Here is an 18,917-nt window from a genome sequence, read left to right as displayed (position 1 = left end):
GCAATCTCACTAATAGGAGGAAATCGTCATGCTGTCTGGCATCGAACGTAAGGTACTACGGATCATTGGGAATTATCAAGTCGGTCGTCACCTTATGCCACCCGTTGATGAACTATGTATCAAAACAGGCTGCAGTCGGAGCGGTATTGCTCAGGTGCTGAACGTCTTAGGGGTGAGTAGTATATCGAGTTGAGCCGTAGCCAGCCCAATAATTTAGAACTGCTGCAGGCCAAAGAGCGAAGGAAAACAATACGTCAGTGGTAGTACTGTAAAAACTCCCCACCATATGACAGGGAGCCTGCTTAATTGTCGTATTCCATTACTTCAAACGATGAAATATTTCGGTATGTTTGTCTATAAGCATAATACTATTTGTAGGAAATTGCTATTTATTGCTAATAAATGTTAAAGTTGAAATAGAGCAGGTATATACAGCTAATATCAGGAGGAGATTTTGTTGGCGAAAATCATTACATTTTACAATCACAAAGGTGGAGTCGCTAAAACAACTACAATATTTAATCTTGCTCACTACTTAGCTGAGGAAGGAAAAAGGGTTCTTGTGGTTGATGCGGACGCTCAATGTAATATTACTGAACTTCTACTTTCCTCGGTAATTTCTGCTCTAGATGAAGAACAGCTGGAGAGTGGAGAAGAGAAGGAACTTTATGGTAGTAGTTTGCTGGAAATTTTGAAGCCTAGAATTGATGGGGCCGTTCCTTTTGTTGACACTAGCTCTGTAGTTGTAAATAAAGTAAATGATAACCTAGAATTAGTCAGAGGAGATGTGTCTTTAAATACAATAGAAGACGCTTTGGCAGAAGCACATATTCAAAGATTTTCAACAAAAACGCATGAGAAAAGGACTTATGTTGCTTTAGGAGATTTTCTGAAAAGGATTGGAGAAGAGCGAAATTATGATTATGTCTTAATTGATGTTGGTCCAAGCTCGGGGGCATTAACCAGAAGCTGTTTTTTAGCTTGTGATGGCTTCTTTATTCCAACCTGTCCGGATCGATTTAATGTTCAGGCAATCACGACCCTTTCAACTATTATTGATAGATGGATTACAGAACATCAGCAAGTATATGAACAATTCAAAAGTATTAACCTACCAATAAGGCATGGTAAACCTAAATTTCTTGGAACAACAGTACAGCAGTTCAAAATCCTAAATGGCAAGCCTAAACCGGGCTTTAGACTCTGGATGGAAAGGATTCCACAAAATGTTCATCATAATCTTTTGCCAGCTTTAAGTAAGCATTCTACAGAGTGGCACGATCTTACATCAGGGCTGGATAAAACAATGATTACTGCAGCGGATGTTCCGGACTTCGGAAGTTTAGCACCTTTAATGCAAGAATGCGGCAAAGCTGTTTTTCAAATTATTAGAGAAGAAACTGCTTTGGTTACAGAATCACATATTCCATGGGGCGGCGGAACTTGGAACGACGCTGTAGCACGTATGAGTAGGTTCAGACAGAAATATGCTGAAATTGCGGCACGTTTGGAGTTGATCTAGTTTGTCACTAGGACTATCTAAATTGAATTTTGTTGCGTTCATTGATTTATTAGGATTCTCAAACATGGTAAAACATGACCTCGAGGCCCCAGAAGGAACTGAAAAGTACATTGAAAGGCTTTATGCTGTCCATCAGAGTACTTTAAGTTTGACTGAATCTGAAATCAGTTTGGTTCAATTCTCAGATTCAGTTGTAATGGCAACCGAGTTTAACAAAGATAAGTTTCTAGATTTTATAAAGATAATCGCGACATACCAATGTAGTTTATTTTCTCAGGGGATCTTATCTAGAGGTGGAATTGCCTACGGACGGCATTTCTACCAAGATGGTTTTATGTTCAGTTTAGGCTTAATAGAGGCGTATAAACTTGAGAGTACAGCTGCAAAGAACCCGAGAATTTTAGTTTCCTCAGATTTAATAGAATTACTTTACCCAGAGAAGCAATTATCTCCGGATATTCCAATCCTAAAGGAAAACGACGGCATGTTTTTCATAGACTTTTTGGCATCAGCAGAGAGAAACGAAATCGAAAGAAATTTAAAAACAATTGAACATGGTATCAAAAATCCTAAGACTACTATTAGAGAAAAAAATCTTTGGTTAGGGGAATATATTAAATACAAATTTCCTGACTTGGCGATCCAAATCAATAAATTTTCCGGTGTTTGACTTTTTAGGGTGTTTATTTTCATATAAGGATACATATGTAAAAAGGCAAGCTAGGGGAATTAATGTGATGAAGATTACTTGCCTGATATTAATCGCTATTATACGGTTGCAAGTTCACTTCGCAGTTTATCCTAAGATGTGACGGAAAATTGCAATATATTTTCTTTGCCCTAGAGAAATGACAACATCCTATAATTTGGTATAACTAGTGAGGCGATACCATTCCATCGCCCATGTGGCATGACTAGCGCTCAACGTTAGTGGGATACGCCGGAGGCTTCCTCCTGGAGCCGGAGGAAGAAGATGAATTAGGCTAGGTAACGGTTCAGGCGTCACTCCGCGAATCCGGTATCGAAATTTATATGAGTGACTGCGCTCGCAGATGCTCGTGTATCGCTGTTTTACCCCTGCGGGGCACTAAGGTCGGACGGGGGTTCGAATCCCCACGCCTCCACCAAATACATAAAGTGAAGCCACCTGATGAGGGTGGCTTTTTTGCGTTTATGGAGGAACTGCTCTCTATTGGGAAGACTGATATAACAATCGTTTTAGAGATTCAGCCCATACTGGACTAAACCTAATGCTATTGGAGTAGCTGGGCACACTAGTAGTCCAGGTTAAGCGATGACAGATGAAACGAAAAAACACCCGCTCTCACGAGTAGGTGTCATTATGCATGTTTACTCTGACTACCACTATCCTCTATAAGTAAGGATATAAAAGTCTGATGTAGCAGTTGTAATGACCCAGCCTGGTGGAATTTGGGTAATTTTTGCGGTCTGTACGGTCTGTCCGAAGCTTGCCCCTCCTACATACTTCAGTTGATAAAAATCCGAAGTTGCTAGAGTAATCACCCAGTTTTCTGGAACTTGGGTTATTTTTGCGGTCTGAATGGTATGTCCGAAGCTTGCTCCTCCTACATACGTCCATACAAAGAAATCACTCGTTGCAACAGTGATCACCCAGTCTTTTGGAATAGGGGTCGTTCTAGCAGTCTGTACTGTCTGACCCAACCTTGCTCCACCTACATATTGGATGACGTAGTAGTCACTCATTACTGTTGTAATGACCCAATCTGGAGGAATCGGAGTTGATTTTGAAATTTGTCTTGTAGCTCCAAAATTAACACTAGTTATTCTTGATACTTTACGAGAGTCGGTTGAATTATTTTGAAGTAACGTTTCCTGAGAAGATGTTGTGAGTTCAGTAGCCTTGGTAGGAATGGATAAAGACATTGTAACTACTAGTAGACCTAAAGCAGAAACCATACTTTTTTTAAGCATGAACAAAACACCCTCTCATAAGAAATATTTTCTGTTAGGATTCGCTTTTGTCTTATTAAGAACCTTAAATCATTTGGTGTTTTTTCAATATTTTTACATAAAATCAACAACTCTAGTCTAAGACTTTATTTTTCCCTGTGAGATACAACAGCCTTACTATCGTTTTTTGTATTCCATCACCCATGTGGCGTGACTAAGCAAGTCTATCTCTTCAATATAGCCCACTCGACAATAACAAAATTAAGAATGAGACCAGCCCAAATGTTTACATTCAATACCTCTCCAATGACGGTTTCCATACCATGCGGAAGAGAAAAATCGTGAAAAATATAGTAGATAAGGAGTAATACTGGCACCAAAAGACGCGCGCTTATGGCAACTAATGTCATTCCAAAACTGCGAATCATCCATTTTCGGTGTTCCTCAAATTCCTTGTTGATTGCGGTACGATACCCTTTCCAGCAAGTGAACAGCCAAGCCAAAGATAGGATAAGGAAGGCTGTTGCCTTCGTGAAATTTTCTGCATAAAAGATACTTGCTAAAGAGAGTAGTCCGCTGATAAACACACTGTATACATAAACCCTCCCAAGAAAACGATGTATTCTTGGTTTCTTTAGGCGAATTCGGTCGACAAACTGGAAAAAACCAGTGAGAAGAGCAATGAAAGCAGAAGCGATATGAGCAACTAATAAAGGATATTGAACAGTGCCGGAAATAATCGTTATGCGACTGTTTGCAGGGTCTAATGTAAAATAGGGAGCCATAAATGGAACGATAACCACTACAGATACAAGAAATAATCCCCACCAAATTTTAGGAAGTTTCTCAAGCATGCAAAAACCTCTCCCCTCTGAATAATTTGTCTCACCCCCATCCTAAACGCAAGTTCAAAACAAACCCTAAACGATTTCTAAAAAAAGGATAAAAACTGAACGTCATAACGAAAAATGGGAATAAGGTTCCAACAGTTGATGGGGAGTAAAGAGGGAAGTAATGGAATTGATCTAGGAAAATAGCAAGTACTGGCTCTGGCTAGATCACAAATCTCGTTCATGGCATAAAAAAACAAAGACCAACATAGTAAACATCGCCGGTCTTTGACGCATCATCAGCTATTAATTAGGCTCTAACACAAAGTAATAGGGCTTGGAGAGAAGATTGTGCAAATGATCGCGTACTGCCACGTTAGGCAATCGGTCTAATGATTCGTTAATTTCTCGTTTCATGTCAGCGTACTGGCTTTCATGCTGCTCTTCCGGGGCCTCTTTTTGTTTCTTCTCGTGAATTACTCTAGCTAAACGATTTGCTACCTCAAATAGCTCTTGATTGGTCTCACCATAACCAGGTTCATTAGCGTTTGCCAAATATCCGCGCATTTCTGCCAAGCGAGACATGGTATCGCGCCAGTTCCATACTTGAATATTCTTTTCTCGTGTTTGGGAGCATATCTCAACAAACGGATTTTTCGATAACAAATCCTCTAATGTACCCCATGAATCTGGTCGCATAGATTCTTCGAGTTTTTGCAGGCAGTACGCATCAGGAGGGAGTAACTCTACCACTTCACGATATGCAGGAATCGAATTTCGTTGATAGCTTTTGATCCCCCACAAGCTATGTACCTGCAATGCAGTAGCAAATGACTTGCAATGATTATCGAGCTCTTGTAATCGTTCCTCATCTAGCTTATGACTAGCAAGAATCCTTGCTTTTACCTCATTATCAGGGATGAATTCATTAGCCTCGCCCAATTGCATGTTTCTTTTGATGTACGTACGAACTGTATCTTTTGATATCGACATATCCTCGTGAGCACCAAGAATACCAAAGCGATAAGAGATAAAATCCTCGAATCCTTTACTACTTCCGAATCCATCATCGATGGCATGCAAATCTGGTTGCACTTCCATCATTTCAGCGAGCAGCTGCTCCTCCAGACCATAAATGCATGCTTCGATATGTGTCCAGTAGCTTCTGCATTCCTCTTCGCTCCCCAGTACACGTTGATAGACGTCATGGAAGAATAGGATATGAGCAATTTCGTGGAAGTAATTTTGAAAAGGGAACTTGATGTGATTTCCCTCCAAATACGAGCCTGCATTTTGATAGATCCGTCCATGCTCTGGTCGGAATAACGTTGGTAGCGACGAGTGTAAATCTAAGTATAATCCAATCCCCTCATTGTAACTATGTGCCCAAACAGCTAAATAGGTTGGGCTTAACAACAAAGCGATGGAGTGATTGGTAATTTGAACAGGCAAGTTGAAATAGCCGCCGTTTATTTGAGGCTGTAAACTTAACCAGGTCATTCCAACTGATAAAGCCTGATATAAAGGAAATTCACCATCCGCTGAAGCTTCTCGACAATAACGTTGAAATTGACGTATATCGCTTACCATTCCATGGTTCTGAAAACCGTAGTTATCCTCGAATCTCTCAAGTCCCTCAATAAAATCCTCTGGTGATACCGTTAAAAATACGTTAATTCCATCCACCCAAAGATCGGAACCGATCTCTGATTCTAGCCATGCGTCTGCGTCCTCGGCAAGCTCTCTCAACTGATGATATCTTTCCAACAAATCCGCTTGATTCATAAACTGCACCATCCCGTCATGTTTGCTTACTGCCTAGAAAGCGAGAACTTTTTACAAAAAATTCAAGAGCACACGAGGTGCTCTTGAACAATCGATTACTTTTTACATGCAAGTGTCATAATTGGATGGAAAAGCAATTTCATTTCTTGAACGTTTTGATTATTAGACAGTTGTGCTTTCACTACTTTTTTCATGGGTAATCCCGTCCTTCCCAAATTTTATATATGGTGATCATGCATGCTTTTTTGACTTTCTTACAAACATACATCAACAACTACGCGCCATTTCAACGCTTTCATTTCTTGCACTTGCTTGTTCTTATTTACTGCTACTTTTACGATTTTTTTCATGAGTGTACACCTCCTTTCCAATCGAATGGGATTATATGTACTCTCCTATCAACAAAAGGATTAATTGTAATTATAAGGAATATTGCCAATTCAATTCAAGTTAAGAAAAATAAATATTTTCTGAAATATATAAATTGTGCGAGGTATCCAAGGAAGGTACTTCCTGCTGCACATTGGGGGTGCTTGTAGTATACTTCATCAGGGATGTAAGCTTGATTTCCGGCAACCATGGAGTACCTGAGTCCATATCGATTGGAGTGTCATGCTCCTCTATAGTTGGAAGAGAAAGATAATTCTTTCTTTTGCGGGTAGTATTTTGAGTTCTATGTGTTTGAACAGAATGTTTATTTAGAGTATAGTATCAGAATGAATAAATTGGGGTTGGGTAAGCAATCAACTGAATGAACATTTATGAATGAGAGATATAGCACAATTAGGAGGATTGTTGTGTCACAGAAAGCGCCAGTTTCTTTTGTAGTTACGATAGGGTTCATGTTATTTGCTTTGTTTTTTGGAGCAGGTAATTTAATTTTCCCGCCAATGCTTGGCCAATTAGCAGGAACAAATGTATGGATAGCCAATGCTGGTTTTTTAGTTACAGGTGTTGGGTTACCTTTGCTGGCGATCACAGCACTTGTTTACTCGGGAGAAGACGACTTGCGCTCTTTAGCCAGTCGCGTACATCCCGTATTCGGAATTGTTTTCACGATTGTTCTTTATCTAGCAATCGGTCCGTTTTTTGCGATACCAAGATCCGGCAATGTATCGTTTGATATTGGGATAAAGCCTTTCCTAACAGAACAGGCAGGTTCGGCACCGCTGATTCTATTCACCATCCTGTTTTTCGCAATTGCCTGCTTCTTATCGCTCAATCCTGTGAAAATTATCCATGTAGTCGGAAAAATCTTAACTCCTATTAAATTAGCTTTTATCGGAATTATTGCAGTAACTGCTATAGTTTTTCCAATTGGAGCCCTTCAAGCCCCGCAAGCAGATTACACATCCCATGTATTTTTCAAGGGTTTTCAAGAAGGGTATTTGACGTTGGATGCTCTTGTCGCTTTTGTTTTCGGAATGATTATCGTGAATGCGATTAAAGAAAAAGGGGTTACTGCCAAAAAACAAGTTTTGGCTACGTGCTCAAAAGCAACAATGATAGCGGGTTTACTTCTCGCTCTTTTCTATACCGCACTTTCCTTTATGGGTGCCTCTAGTGTCGAAAAGTTGGGCCACTTAGAAAATGGCGCTGAAGTTTTGGCGAAAGTTTCGAATTACTACTTTGGTTCTTATGGTGGTATTTTATTGGGATTAATGATTACAGTGGCATGTTTGACTACAAGTGTAGGGCTTATTACAGCCTGCTCATCTTTTTTTCATGCATTGCTTCCGAAGATCTCTTATAAAAAATTTGCGGTTATTTTGTCTGTTTTCAGTACACTCGTTGCCAATATTGGATTAACACAACTCATTAAGGTCTCCGTTCCGATCTTAATGACCATGTACCCGATTGCGATCTCGTTACTCTTCTTGACGTTTCTGCACAAAACATTCAAGGGCAGTCCAGAAGTGTATCAAGGAAGTTTACTTTTCACTTTTCTGATTAGTCTGTTTGATGGCTTAAAGGCAGCCGGAGTAGACAACAGTGTTGTCCATCATTATTTCACTCAGTACCTTCCGTTGTATGAGGTAGGTTTGGGCTGGCTGCTACCCTCTCTTATAGGGGCGGTATGCGGATACATGATCAGTGTATTCCGGAAGAATATGTACCGCGTTCAAAAACAAAGTGAGGCATGAATCAGGAAAGCAGGGAGATACAACAAAACCCGTCTCTTAATATAGGGAGACGGGTTTTTGGTCATGTAAGATGTAAGATATAAGAACTGTAAAAGTACATCGTTAAAAATATTTTAATTTTTCTGAAGTCATTTGCATATAAATAACCATTTTATGGTATTCTATTTTTCGTGATGGATGTCATATATATGGGGTGCATAACCATGAACGGGTATACGACAGAGAAAGAACGGACGATTTTTGATCATCGGGGAAATAGGATCAAGACAGAAGATCGAGAGATTCGAATTCTAGCTAAGTATGAGGAACCGCTGGTTGTCGTATTAGGTAATGTGCTTAGCGATGAAGAATGCGATGAGTTAATCGAACATTCCAGAGAACGATTGCAACGCTCAAAAACAGGCGAAGATCGTGCGGTCAATTCTATTAGAACGAGCAGCGGGGTGTTCTGCGAGCAGACGGAGACGATTACAAGAATCGAGAAGCGAATCTCTCAAATCATGAATATTCCGATTGAGCATGGTGATGGCTTGCAAGTTCTACAATATACCTCTGGTCAAGAATATAAACCTCATTATGACTTCTTTGCAGAAACGAGTCGAGCAAGTACGAACAATCGAATTAGTACGCTCGTGATGTATTTAAATGATGTGGAGGAAGGCGGAGAAACGGTGTTTCCTTTGCTTCATTTATCTGTTTTTCCTACTAAAGGCATGGCTGTCTACTTTGAATATTTTTATAGAAATCAAGAATTGAACGAGTTCACTTTGCATGCAGGGACCCAAGTGGTTAATGGGGAAAAGTGGGTTGCCACGATGTGGATGAGAAGACAAGCCTTTCGGGTCTCCTAAACGTCCTTCATCCATTTCGGGAAGGGAACGGTCGAGTTCAGCGCGAGTTTATTCGAAGCCTAGCTGTACAAGCAGGATATCAGATCAGTTGGGCTAGTGTTGAGGGTTCCAAGATACTAAAAGCAATGATTCTTTCTCCTAAAGATGATTCGGAATTGCGAGAAGTTATGAAGACGGTTTTGTCGAACAAAATGGATGACCAGTGAGGTTCTCACAGTGCTTCGGCCAGTGTGCCATGAGGCTAGGTAACGGATCCCTCAAATTACATAAACAAAGCTACCACCTGACAAAGGTGGCTTTTTTATACCCCCAAGCCCACAGCAAGCCACGAACTTCTTCTCATATACTTGAAACGAATATTAACAAGTGTTAGACTATTTTTTATTTATTGCATAATTAGCTACATGCTAAACACAAGGGGGCATCCGGTGCCTGACTTACAAAAAAAAGCAAACCACTCGAAAAAGATTAGCCTGGTGACAGTTTTGACAGGACTAGTCTCTTTATCCGTTGTTCTGACTGTTACCATTCTCCTGATCTCATTCTATCAATCCCAAAAACAGGCACTGATTCACACAACGTTGACCTTAAATCACACAAGTGCACTCAAAATGAGTCACACCATAGACACTTTGATAAAATCAATGCGGAGTAGCTTACAGCATTCGGCGAGCATCTTTTCCGATATGCACACGATGAATGCAGATGAAATACATGCAAAGCTTGAATTGATACGTCGTACAAACAACTATTTTAATTCGATTACTGTGGTGGATGAAACCGGGCTTGTTCGAAGTGTGTCTCCCGAATCAATTGGTACAGCAGGAACATATTTGAGAACGGAAGCGGCGAAAACAGTCTTGGCATTAAAAAAGCCCTATATTTCTGTACCATATATTACTGCAAGTTCGAAATGTCTCGTTGTACTTATTAGCGAGCCTATTTTCGATAAGGACGGAGTCTACCGTGGTTTTATCGGAGGAACGCTTTATCTTCATGAAGAGAACATTTTAAATACGATCCTTGGGAGCAACCCAACGGACGAGCTAGGTTCATCTTTCTACATCGTAGGATCAGACGGTCATTTGTTGTTCCATCGTGATGCAAGTCGGATCGGAGAGGATATCAGTGCCAATCCAGCCGTACACAAGCTCATTCAAGGGCAAAGTGGCTATGAACAGATCGTCAACTTGAGGGGACAGACGGAATTGGCCGCCTACGTGAAGGTTCCAGAGAACGACTGGGGTGTCGTTGTCGTGTCGCATATCAGTGTTGTTTATGAACAAGTAAATCGTGATATTCAACGCGTTTTGCTGTATACACTGCCTCCTTTTCTATTATTAATGCTAGTTGTGATTGGGCTTGCGCGCAAAGTAGCAAGACCTTTCGTTTCCCTGGCCGACCTTGTGAGCAAGGCCGGGAGAGAAGAGGTTGAATTCTCGGAAGGTAAGCAGCATTGGAATCGAGAGGCTGAGCTGTTAACTCGAGCCATTCGCTTTACATTAAACGATATCAAAAAACAGACAGATCAGTTGGCTCATGATGCGCGAACAGATCCGTTGACAGGGCTAACAAACCGAAGAACGCTCGAGGAAACCATGCAAAAATGGATGATGGAGCAAATCCCCTTTTCTCTTATTATGATGGACCTTGATCGATTTAAAAGTATTAATGACACGTATGGTCATCAGTCTGGAGATGAGGTGTTGAAACATTTTGCAAAAATGATTTCTTCATCACTTCGGCCCGAAGATGTGAGCAGTCGCTTTGGCGGTGAGGAATTTGTTGTCCTTGTTGCCCATACTGGCTTGGAGGAGGCCTATCAGGTAGCCGAACGAATACGCCATGCCTTAGAAACAAGTACAAATCCAATCGGGCAGCCACTAACCGTGTCACAAGGCATTGCGCACTATCCTTCCCATGCTGTTTCGGCTGAAGATCTGATGCATGTAGCTGACGAGGCCATGTACAAGGCGAAGAGATCGGGTAGAAACCAAACAGTGATAGCGGAAGTGAGATCGCCGTGTTAAGAGCGAGGAGGCGAGAGATCGCCTCTTTCTTTGTGAAAGAAAGATTTTCTGCGCAGGTGCTAAAAAAGTAAATTCGGAGATATATTATCTCGGGTTTTACATATGCATGAAACAAATGGATAATTAAGGAAAATTCTTTCGCTCACAAATGTGAAGCACATGATTCTTGTATCTCACTTTGAAAGAGGGGGATTAAAATGGAAAATGTTGTCATGAAGGGACAGTATGAGAGGGCAAAACGCTTGCATCCCGCCAATTATTACGACGCAGTATTCAATTTTGTTGTCAGGCCAAGCTGGATCAGTGGGAATCGGTTTTGGTACATCCGTGAAATCCGTCTGGAAAAGGGTAGTGGCAGGCAATATGTTATCGTGGATGCTGAACAGAATACGAGTCAGCTCGCATTCGACCACGCACGATTAGCTATATCTTTGTCAGAATGTTCAGGCGAAATTTACAGCGCAGAAACATTGCCACTTGGGGAACTTATGTTTACCGAGAATAAATCGGCGATCCAGTTTGAGGTGGGAGGTACTGTTTGGAACTGTGATTTAGAGGAATACAGCTGCAAGCCGATAGATAAGGTTATTAAGACATCGGCGGATGAACTGCCGTCTCCAGATGGAAAGTGGGTGGCGTTCGTATATGATCACAATTTGTATGTTCGGTCACTCGAAACCGGAAAGCGTATCAGGCTAACCCGCGACGGCAAGGCTTACTATGATTACGGTACCCAACCGGAATGTCGACTCTCGACCGTGGCGGAGCGATTGGCAAACATTAAGCTCCCTCCAGTGGCCATTTGGTCACCCGATTCCAAGATGCTGTTGACCCATCAGCTTGACCAAAGAAAAGTGCGAAATATGCATCTGATTCAATCGGTTCCAAATGGGGAAGGAGTCAGACCGGTACTGCACTCGTACCGTTATCCACTGGTTGGCGATCAACATGTACCGTTGGCAGAGTTGGTTATCTGTGATCTGGAAAGGCGAACCACCGTCCGGATTGAAAGCGAGCCTTTACAGGCATGTCCAGTCTCCCCCCTCACGCCGGGGATGCAAATGGCCGGATGGTCATCCGACAGTAAACAGGTATATATCACCCGGATGTCCCGTGATGCCCGCTCTGTCGATTTTTCCGTAGCTGATCCTTGCTCCGGTGAGGTTTGCACACTACTGCGGGAACATAGCGATACGTTTTTGAACCAAGACCTGCATAATCTTGGAGCATCCAATCCCAATATCCGGTTATTAGCCGATGGTTCGTTCATCTGGCATTCAGAGCGTGATGGGTGGAGCCACCTCTACCATTGCGATGGCAAAACGGGGGAGATTCGCAATCCAATCACATCGGGTTCCTGGACGGTACGTAGGCTGATGGCAGTGGACGAGCAGCAGGGATGGGTGTATATCACCGGAGGGGGGCGTGAGGAAGGGCGCGATCCTTATTATCAACACCTGTATCGCGTTCGCCTGGATGGAACCGGTTTGTCGTTGCTGACGCCAGAAGATGCAGAGCATGATGTTATGTTTTCTCCCACTATGAAGTATTTCGTCGATACGTTTTCGCGAGTTGATTTGCCGCCTGTTTCTGTTCTCCGCTCAGTAGATGGCAGTCTGATTCGCGAATTGGAGCACGCTGATGTGGAGATGCTGCTCGAGATGGGGTTCCAAATTCCAGAAAGGATTACCGTCAAAGCACGGGACGGTGTCACCGATCTTTATGGAGTGATGCTGCGTCCATTCCCGTTTGATCCTTCACGCAAGTATCCGGTTGTGGATTACATTTACGGGGGACCACAGATCATCAATACGCCTAAAGCGTTCGCGCTCGATCCCGGCAGAAATCATGACCCGCTGGGTGGTGGACAATCATTGGCGCAGTTGGGTTTTATCGTATTGATCCTAGATGGAATGGGAACACCTTATCGTTCCAAATGGTTCCATGACATTTCAAATGGGAAATTGGAGGAAGCAGGAGGTTTGCTTGACCATGTGACAGCGGTAAGGCAATTGGCTGAGCGCTATCCGTATGTGGATGTTGATCGGGTAGGCATTTGGGGCTCGTCAGGGGGAGGCTACGCTTCGGCAAGGGCCATGCTCTCATTCCCTGAGTTTTACAAGGCTGCGGTTTCCGCGTGTGGGAATCATGATCAACGGCTGTATATAGCAGCATGGGCAGAACGCTATCAAGGTCTGTATGCCCCGGACCTCTACAGGGATCAAGACAATGCACATCTGGCAGCCAATCTGACAGGAAAGCTCTTACTGGTGAGCGGAGATTTGGATGAAAATGTGCATCCTTCCCAAACGATTCGGTTGGCGGATGCGCTGATTAAAGCGGATAAAGATATTGACATGCTGCTTTTGCCCAACCGACATCACGGTTTTTCTATGGAACCGTACTTTCTGCGCAGAAAATGGGAGTATTTTGTACGGCACTTGATGAGAGCAGAACCTCCGTGGGGGAATCAAATCGCCAACAAAAAGGCCAATGATAAAGAGCCGGTAGAGAGGTAGCGTGAGAGGAGAGTTTTGTTAGCAGACTGTGCGAAGAGGAGCCCTGAGAAGAGCTCCTCTTTTCCTCAATCCGTGATAGAAGTTCTCGGAGGACATATGATGTTTTGGGAGCATGACGAGAAATTCAATCAGGTCATGGAGCAATTCTTAACCCATGCAGCGCCGCAAAAATAAAAGAGGCTCTACAAAAGTAGAACCTCCTTCCATCGTCAATTTGGCGCTTATTCGCTGCATTGGCTATCATATCCACTGCAAAGGAAATTTTGTCAGCGAGATGGTCAACCTTATTTGCCACATGATTCGTATATTAGGTGGCTTTCTGTGTTCAGTCGCTATTTTACCTCGCGAAAACTTGCACTGATCTTCTGCAACTCTTGCTTGAGGGAATCAAACCTTTTTTCTTCTGTCCAAGCCATGATTTGATGAAAATGTGTAGGCGTTTCGACCAATGTCACAATATAAGCGACCTTAATACCGTCTATTTCACCTTTGGCATTGAATTGGATGGCCACCTGGTTGTCGACTACAGTACGAATCTGTTTATCAACGGATACATTTTCTACTGCTTCTTGAAGGTTTGCTTCAATGACTTGGGCATAATCTTGAAGCGTGAACGAACTGTCTAGATCCTGTTTCGATTCTGACAGTACCAATACATACTTTTCGCTGAAACGATTGGAGATTTCTAAATCAGCCTCATCGTGAAGGGATGAATCCTTGCTCCAATCGGAAGGGGCTGTTATTTGAATCTTTTTATCCTTGCCATAGAAGATTTCTTCGGCAGGCGTCCTTGATGCGAGATCGATTATCCCAAAAATCATACCAATGATGGATAAAACGGCTGTGATGGAGAAGGCAACAGCGAGTACGGTTGTTTGTTTCTTGTTGACGTTGTTCAGATCTTTCACTTTCACGACGTATGTATTCGCTGCTAGATCGCCTAACCGCTGTCTTTTGTCCGAAGCCAACACACTGATACCGGCCGGCAACCCGCCTAGAAGAAATGCATTCGCTTCGAATAGACGAATGATGGAACGGATGAATGATTTCCACAACCCCGGTGGTCGTCCTTCCGCATTGACAGCAATGATGCGGAATGTAAATTTTCCGATCGTATATCCGGTGAGTCCTTCTAACAGAACATAGTAAGAAGAAAGGATAATAGCGGCTAGGATGAAGAAATAGAGTCCGTTGGCGTTTTTATCGATCGAAACCCCAAGGGAGAGCAATCCGACTAGAAAACAAGCGAGAAGAATATGATCAAGAACATGGGCTCCCCATCTCGTGAAAAAAATCGTCGCCCTGTCGTACGATTTCGATAAATCCCCCATGTTTTTTGGTGGCTCTTGTTGGGCAAGGGGAGAAAACTCTGTGGGTATCGATGATAATGGTGGTTGTTGCTCCAATTTTGTGCACCTCCTGAAAAATGTAAACATATTACATTTAACCACTTTGAAAATTGTATTGTCAATTTTATACGATTAGAATGGGAAAAAATGAGTAAGGCGCTGCCATCCCATTTACGGGGAGAGGAGAATAGCATATGGAAATCCACCAAATACCAGAGCAATTGCCATTGATCAAACATACAAAAGACCTCTGGAGCTCTTTTGTATATAGCAAATGTAAGGATGTATATGGTTATGACAAGAACGGGCTGAAAAGATACGCACTGATCATACAGCTTCAATACGATCAGACTGTGACAGAAGCAGACAAGGAGTTCCTGCACTATTTGAGCTGGAAAAATTGAGCAATTTTGATACCTACTATGGTTTTGATACGGAGTATATCATTTCGGCGGGGATTGAAGAGGCGATCAAGTATATCAAAGAGAATGATCTGTACCGAATCAGCCCTTTCTTTCAAGAAAAGAAAGAGGAGCTGGAAACGATGTATACGGCTGAACATATGGAGCGATGGTTTCAATCCAAGGCCAGGAACTATCCCGCCAATATCGAGGATGAATCCTTGAGTACATTAATGGACAGAGCAATTGATTTTGGTAACATGGCAGAAGCAAGAAAATTACTAGAGAAACTAGAGGAGCAGTTGGGCTCTGACAAAAGGAATTATTCTCTGCTGTATTATCGCGCAGCTCAAGCTATTTTCCTCCTGGAGGAGCGCCGGTTTGGGCAGAAGCTTGAGCGAGACCTTGTTGGATATCAGCTTGAAGGCGAAGGACAGCAACGAGTCTTTGGCTAGAGAAGCGTACCGCTGGGCCGATCAGATGTTGAAATCAACAAACAACTACAGCAGTAACGTTTTGAAAAAGGCGCACCAGTGTGCGAAGGTGCTGCAACTCAAACAGGATAAAAGGCTGTACAGTAAAAAAGTCGCGATAGAAGACAGACGAATCAACAGAATGCTTAGATGACTCAAGGTAAACCCGCCAATGCAACGGTCGGGTTTTTCTCTGTTTGGATGCACCGTTCATAAAAAAAATATCCACTCAGGGATCACTTTGCTGTATCTTTAATCTGAGCAATATTTCCTATCTTTATATGAGCTCTTTTTCCTCGATAGCCAACCTCACTGTGCTTCAGGTCATCGATAGTAAGGCTACTTTCCATGTTTCCTTCATGAATGTCACTTTACTTCTAGGCAGGAGATGCGTATGGATTTATTAACGTACAGTCCACTAATCGCAACCAAGCTTCATGTTCCAAAGTATAGTTCAGACTTGTTGCTTCGGCATCAGATAGTGAAAGAAATCGATGATGCTGGCGCTGCAAGATTAATTCTCGTATGTGCGCCTGCCGGTTTCGGTAAAACGACAGCAGTCAGTCAATGGACGCAAAGCTCCGGCAAACCCTCCGGTTGGATCTCCCTGGATGGATCAGATAATGATCCCGTGCGGTTTTGGCGATATTTTGCTAGCGCAATTGATACGGCACAGAAAGGCCTGGGTAAGGAATCTTCCTCGGTGCTTCACCCACAGTACACGGCCTCTGCTGAACAGTTGATGTCTTTGCTACTCGAAGAAATTGCAGGGTTTGAAAGTGATTTTTATCTAGTATTGGACGATTATCATCTCATAAAGGAGCCTTCCATTCATGAAGGATTGCAGACACTGATCCAGCATGCTTCCTTATACATGCATGTCATCCTGATTACACGGGAGGAACCTCCCTTCGCCCTACATCGTCTACGCGTTCGGAAACAGTTGAAGCAACTGGGCTCAGACACTCTTCGGTTCAACGAGGAGGAGTGCCGGCGCTTATTCTGCGACCAATTGGGTCTTGGTTTGTCAGAACAAGACATTGGCTTGTTGAGCAAACGAACGGAGGGATGGGTGGCAGGTTTGCAGTTAGCAGCCTTGTCTATGCAAGGAAAGCCCGAAGCATCTATGGTCATTCATCATTTTTCCGGTAACGACAAGTATGTCGGGGACTATTTGACGGAAGAAGTATTGAAACGACTGCCTGAAACGGTACAGATGTTTTTACTGAAAACGTCTATACTTCCGCGTCTGACAGGAGATTTATGCGCTGCAGTTACCGGAGAGTCGGACGCTCATGACATCCTTCGCATGCTGGAGAGAACGAATTCTTTCGTCATCGCGCTGGATGGCGTAAATGAGTGGTATCGTTATCACCATTTGTTCGCAGATCTTCTGCTTTCCCATGTAAGGAAAACATATAATGAATTGCTTCCTGCCCTACATATCTCAGCAAGCTGTTGGTTTGAAAGGCACGGATGGGTAATGGAGGCGATTGAGCATGCGCTTCTTGGAAAAGATTGGACCCGTTCGAGCCGTCTGATCGTTGCATATGCGCCGTGGATGCTGAAACAGTACGAAAATATTACACTGCGCAGATGGATGAAATACTTTGAAAAGACTTGGTTGGAAAGCAACCCCGAGCTGTGCATTGCTTTTGCCTGGCTGCATGCTGTGTCCAACGAAATCGATCAGGCGGAAATCCTCCTTCAATTGGCTGACGAAGCGACGCGAATCAATCATGGGAGCTTTGACGACTGTCGAGTGGAAATGTGTGTGCTTCGGGGATATATCGAAGTGATGCGAAGAAATGTAGACCTTTCTCTTAAATATATGGAAGAATCTGTTCAAATGAAGCCGAAATTCAGCCGCTACTTCATCGTCGGCATAGAGTTGAATTCAGATGAGCCGTACGTGCTGCGCAGTCGTGTGGCCTTGAGCGGGTATTTGTCCAACGTGAATGAATACTACCCAAAACTAAGGGCGATCTGGAAGCATAGTGGCCTTGGCATATTGGCCTACGGTTCCATCGTGATGGCCGAGCTTTATTTTGAGCAAAATGATTTTGAGCAGTTGAAATATTTCGTACCACGAGCAATCCAGTTAGGCACCATCTCCTTGAACTTTGGCGTATTGGTCCCTGTGTATTTGACGTTGGCCCGATGGAGAAGAGCAGAGCACCGTAACGACGAGATGTGGCTGGCGATGGAGGAAATCACTGCGCTATGCCGCCAGCACGATGCGCCTCCCCATTGGATGTCTTTTGTAGAAACATTCCGCGTCCGCTTATGGATCGAGGAAAATCGCCGGGAAGAAATAGAAAAATGGGCCGAGCCTTACACCAAAATGAATGTAGATATTGTCGCTTCCCGGCATGAGTTTGAGCGAATGACGCTGGCTCGGGTGTACATCTATTTAAAAAACGACAGTGCGGCCATTATGCTGCTCACCAGCCTCAAGCATGAATCGGAAATGAAGGATCGGCTCGGAAGTCGGATTGAAACCTTTCTTCTGCTCAGCCAAGCATACATGATCCATAAACAGCATCATGAAGCGATGGCGTGTATGCGCATGGCGGTGGCGTTAGCCGCACCAGAAGGCTATGTACGAACCTTTTTGGATGAAGGCCCTGGCGTTGCCAAAATGCTCTATTCTCTCTATAAAAGCAAAAACGTATCCAAGCAAGAGATGGTTTATCTCTCTATGCTGCTCAAAAGCGTGGAGAAGGAATTTCCTGCGCTTGATATTCAAATCCGTGTATCCCCTGCATTGGAAAAACTGACGGAAAGAGAGTCGGAAGTACTGGCACTGATCGGTGAGGGATTATCCAATTCGGAGATTGCGGACAAGCTGCATCTCACACTGGGGACGGTAAAAGGGCATGTGCATCAAATTTTTAGCAAGCTCCAGGTAAAAAATCGGGCACAAGCCATCGTCAGATTAAGAGAAAGTGAGATCGACAATTAGAATCACCCCGCCTTTAAAGCAAAACGAGCCTCTAGAATCGATTCTAAGGCTCGTTTTGCATGTAGGGAGACATATTCGGGTGTTTGTTTTCTTTGCAAATCCATCTCATGTACACA

Annotated in this window: 15 protein-coding genes; 11 read left to right on the top strand and 4 right to left on the bottom strand. The window is 43.1% G+C overall.

Features of this window, described 5'->3' with window-relative positions:
* Window positions 1-28: 28 nt before the first annotated feature.
* From ACFYU8_RS17320 to ACFYU8_RS17310, 3 genes are all read left to right on the top strand, one after another.
* Entirely contained in the window at window positions 29-193 is a 165-nt protein-coding gene (locus tag ACFYU8_RS17320; RefSeq protein WP_390301199.1) for a hypothetical protein, read from the top strand.
* A gap of 264 nt (window positions 194-457) precedes the next feature.
* The gene (locus tag ACFYU8_RS17315) at window positions 458-1,522 is read left to right on the top strand and encodes a ParA family protein (RefSeq protein WP_390301202.1); all 1,065 of its coding nucleotides are present in this window, start codon (window positions 458-460) and stop codon (window positions 1,520-1,522) included.
* 64 nt (window positions 1,523-1,586) lie between these two features.
* Window positions 1,587-2,192, top strand: coding sequence for a hypothetical protein (locus ACFYU8_RS17310; RefSeq protein WP_390301205.1), 606 nt, complete (start codon window positions 1,587-1,589; stop codon window positions 2,190-2,192).
* A 695-nt stretch (window positions 2,193-2,887) separates the two neighbouring features.
* Here ACFYU8_RS17310 and ACFYU8_RS17305 read toward each other — a convergent pair.
* The 3 genes from ACFYU8_RS17305 to ACFYU8_RS17295 form a co-directional block, all read right to left on the bottom strand.
* On the bottom strand, window positions 2,888-3,475 hold the full coding sequence (locus ACFYU8_RS17305; RefSeq protein WP_390301208.1) for a hypothetical protein: 588 nt from the start codon (window positions 3,473-3,475) through the stop codon (window positions 2,888-2,890).
* A gap of 203 nt (window positions 3,476-3,678) precedes the next feature.
* A complete protein-coding gene (locus ACFYU8_RS17300) occupies window positions 3,679-4,308 on the bottom strand; it encodes a DUF2306 domain-containing protein (RefSeq protein WP_390301211.1) in 630 nt (209 codons plus the stop codon).
* Between the two features lie 282 nt (window positions 4,309-4,590).
* Window positions 4,591-6,069: a hypothetical protein gene (locus ACFYU8_RS17295; protein ID WP_390301214.1), complete on the bottom strand. Its 1,479-nt coding sequence runs from the start codon at window positions 6,067-6,069 to the stop codon at window positions 4,591-4,593.
* Window positions 6,070-6,866: 797 nt separating this feature from the next.
* Between ACFYU8_RS17295 and brnQ the strand changes: the two genes are divergently transcribed.
* The 4 genes from brnQ to ACFYU8_RS17275 all read left to right on the top strand — a co-directional run bounded on the left by brnQ (window position 6,867) and on the right by ACFYU8_RS17275 (window position 13,613).
* Window positions 6,867-8,213, top strand: coding sequence for a branched-chain amino acid transport system II carrier protein (brnQ, locus tag ACFYU8_RS17290; RefSeq protein WP_390301217.1), 1,347 nt, complete (start codon window positions 6,867-6,869; stop codon window positions 8,211-8,213).
* A gap of 197 nt (window positions 8,214-8,410) precedes the next feature.
* On the top strand, window positions 8,411-9,064 hold the full coding sequence (locus ACFYU8_RS17285; protein ID WP_390301351.1) for a 2OG-Fe(II) oxygenase: 654 nt from the start codon (window positions 8,411-8,413) through the stop codon (window positions 9,062-9,064).
* Between the two features lie 428 nt (window positions 9,065-9,492).
* Window positions 9,493-11,094 carry a sensor domain-containing diguanylate cyclase gene (locus ACFYU8_RS17280; RefSeq protein ID WP_390301220.1) on the top strand — a complete coding sequence of 534 codons (1,602 nt, stop codon included), beginning with the start codon at window positions 9,493-9,495 and terminating at the stop codon, window positions 11,092-11,094.
* Window positions 11,095-11,291: 197 nt separating this feature from the next.
* On the top strand, window positions 11,292-13,613 hold the full coding sequence (locus tag ACFYU8_RS17275; protein ID WP_390301223.1) for a S9 family peptidase: 2,322 nt from the start codon (window positions 11,292-11,294) through the stop codon (window positions 13,611-13,613).
* A gap of 332 nt (window positions 13,614-13,945) precedes the next feature.
* On the opposite strand, the gene ACFYU8_RS17270 is transcribed toward ACFYU8_RS17275, so the two are convergent.
* Entirely contained in the window at window positions 13,946-15,019 is a 1,074-nt protein-coding gene (locus ACFYU8_RS17270; RefSeq protein WP_390301226.1) for an RDD family protein, read from the bottom strand.
* Window positions 15,020-15,156: 137 nt separating this feature from the next.
* On the opposite strand from ACFYU8_RS17270, the gene ACFYU8_RS17265 reads away from it, so the two are divergent.
* The 4 genes from ACFYU8_RS17265 (at window position 15,157) to ACFYU8_RS17250 (ending at window position 18,801) form a co-directional block, all read left to right on the top strand.
* Window positions 15,157-15,366, top strand: coding sequence for a hypothetical protein (locus ACFYU8_RS17265; RefSeq protein WP_390301229.1), 210 nt, complete (start codon window positions 15,157-15,159; stop codon window positions 15,364-15,366).
* Window positions 15,363-15,818 (top strand): hypothetical protein, encoded by a 456-nt coding sequence (locus ACFYU8_RS17260; RefSeq protein ID WP_390301232.1) that lies wholly within the window; start codon window positions 15,363-15,365, stop codon window positions 15,816-15,818. Before ACFYU8_RS17265 ends, ACFYU8_RS17260 begins: the two co-directional genes overlap by 4 nt.
* A complete protein-coding gene (locus ACFYU8_RS17255) occupies window positions 15,745-15,990 on the top strand; it encodes a hypothetical protein (RefSeq protein WP_391365901.1) in 246 nt (81 codons plus the stop codon). Before ACFYU8_RS17260 ends, ACFYU8_RS17255 begins: the two co-directional genes overlap by 74 nt.
* A gap of 240 nt (window positions 15,991-16,230) precedes the next feature.
* Window positions 16,231-18,801: a winged helix-turn-helix domain-containing protein gene (locus tag ACFYU8_RS17250; protein ID WP_390301235.1), complete on the top strand. Its 2,571-nt coding sequence runs from the start codon at window positions 16,231-16,233 to the stop codon at window positions 18,799-18,801.
* The last annotated feature ends 116 nt before the right edge of the window (window positions 18,802-18,917 follow it).

It is taken from the genome of Brevibacillus sp. NPDC003359 (genome assembly GCF_042878995.1).
Lineage (GTDB): Bacteria > Bacillota > Bacilli > Brevibacillales > Brevibacillaceae > Brevibacillus.
This window is presented reverse-complemented; position numbering and strand designations above follow the sequence as displayed.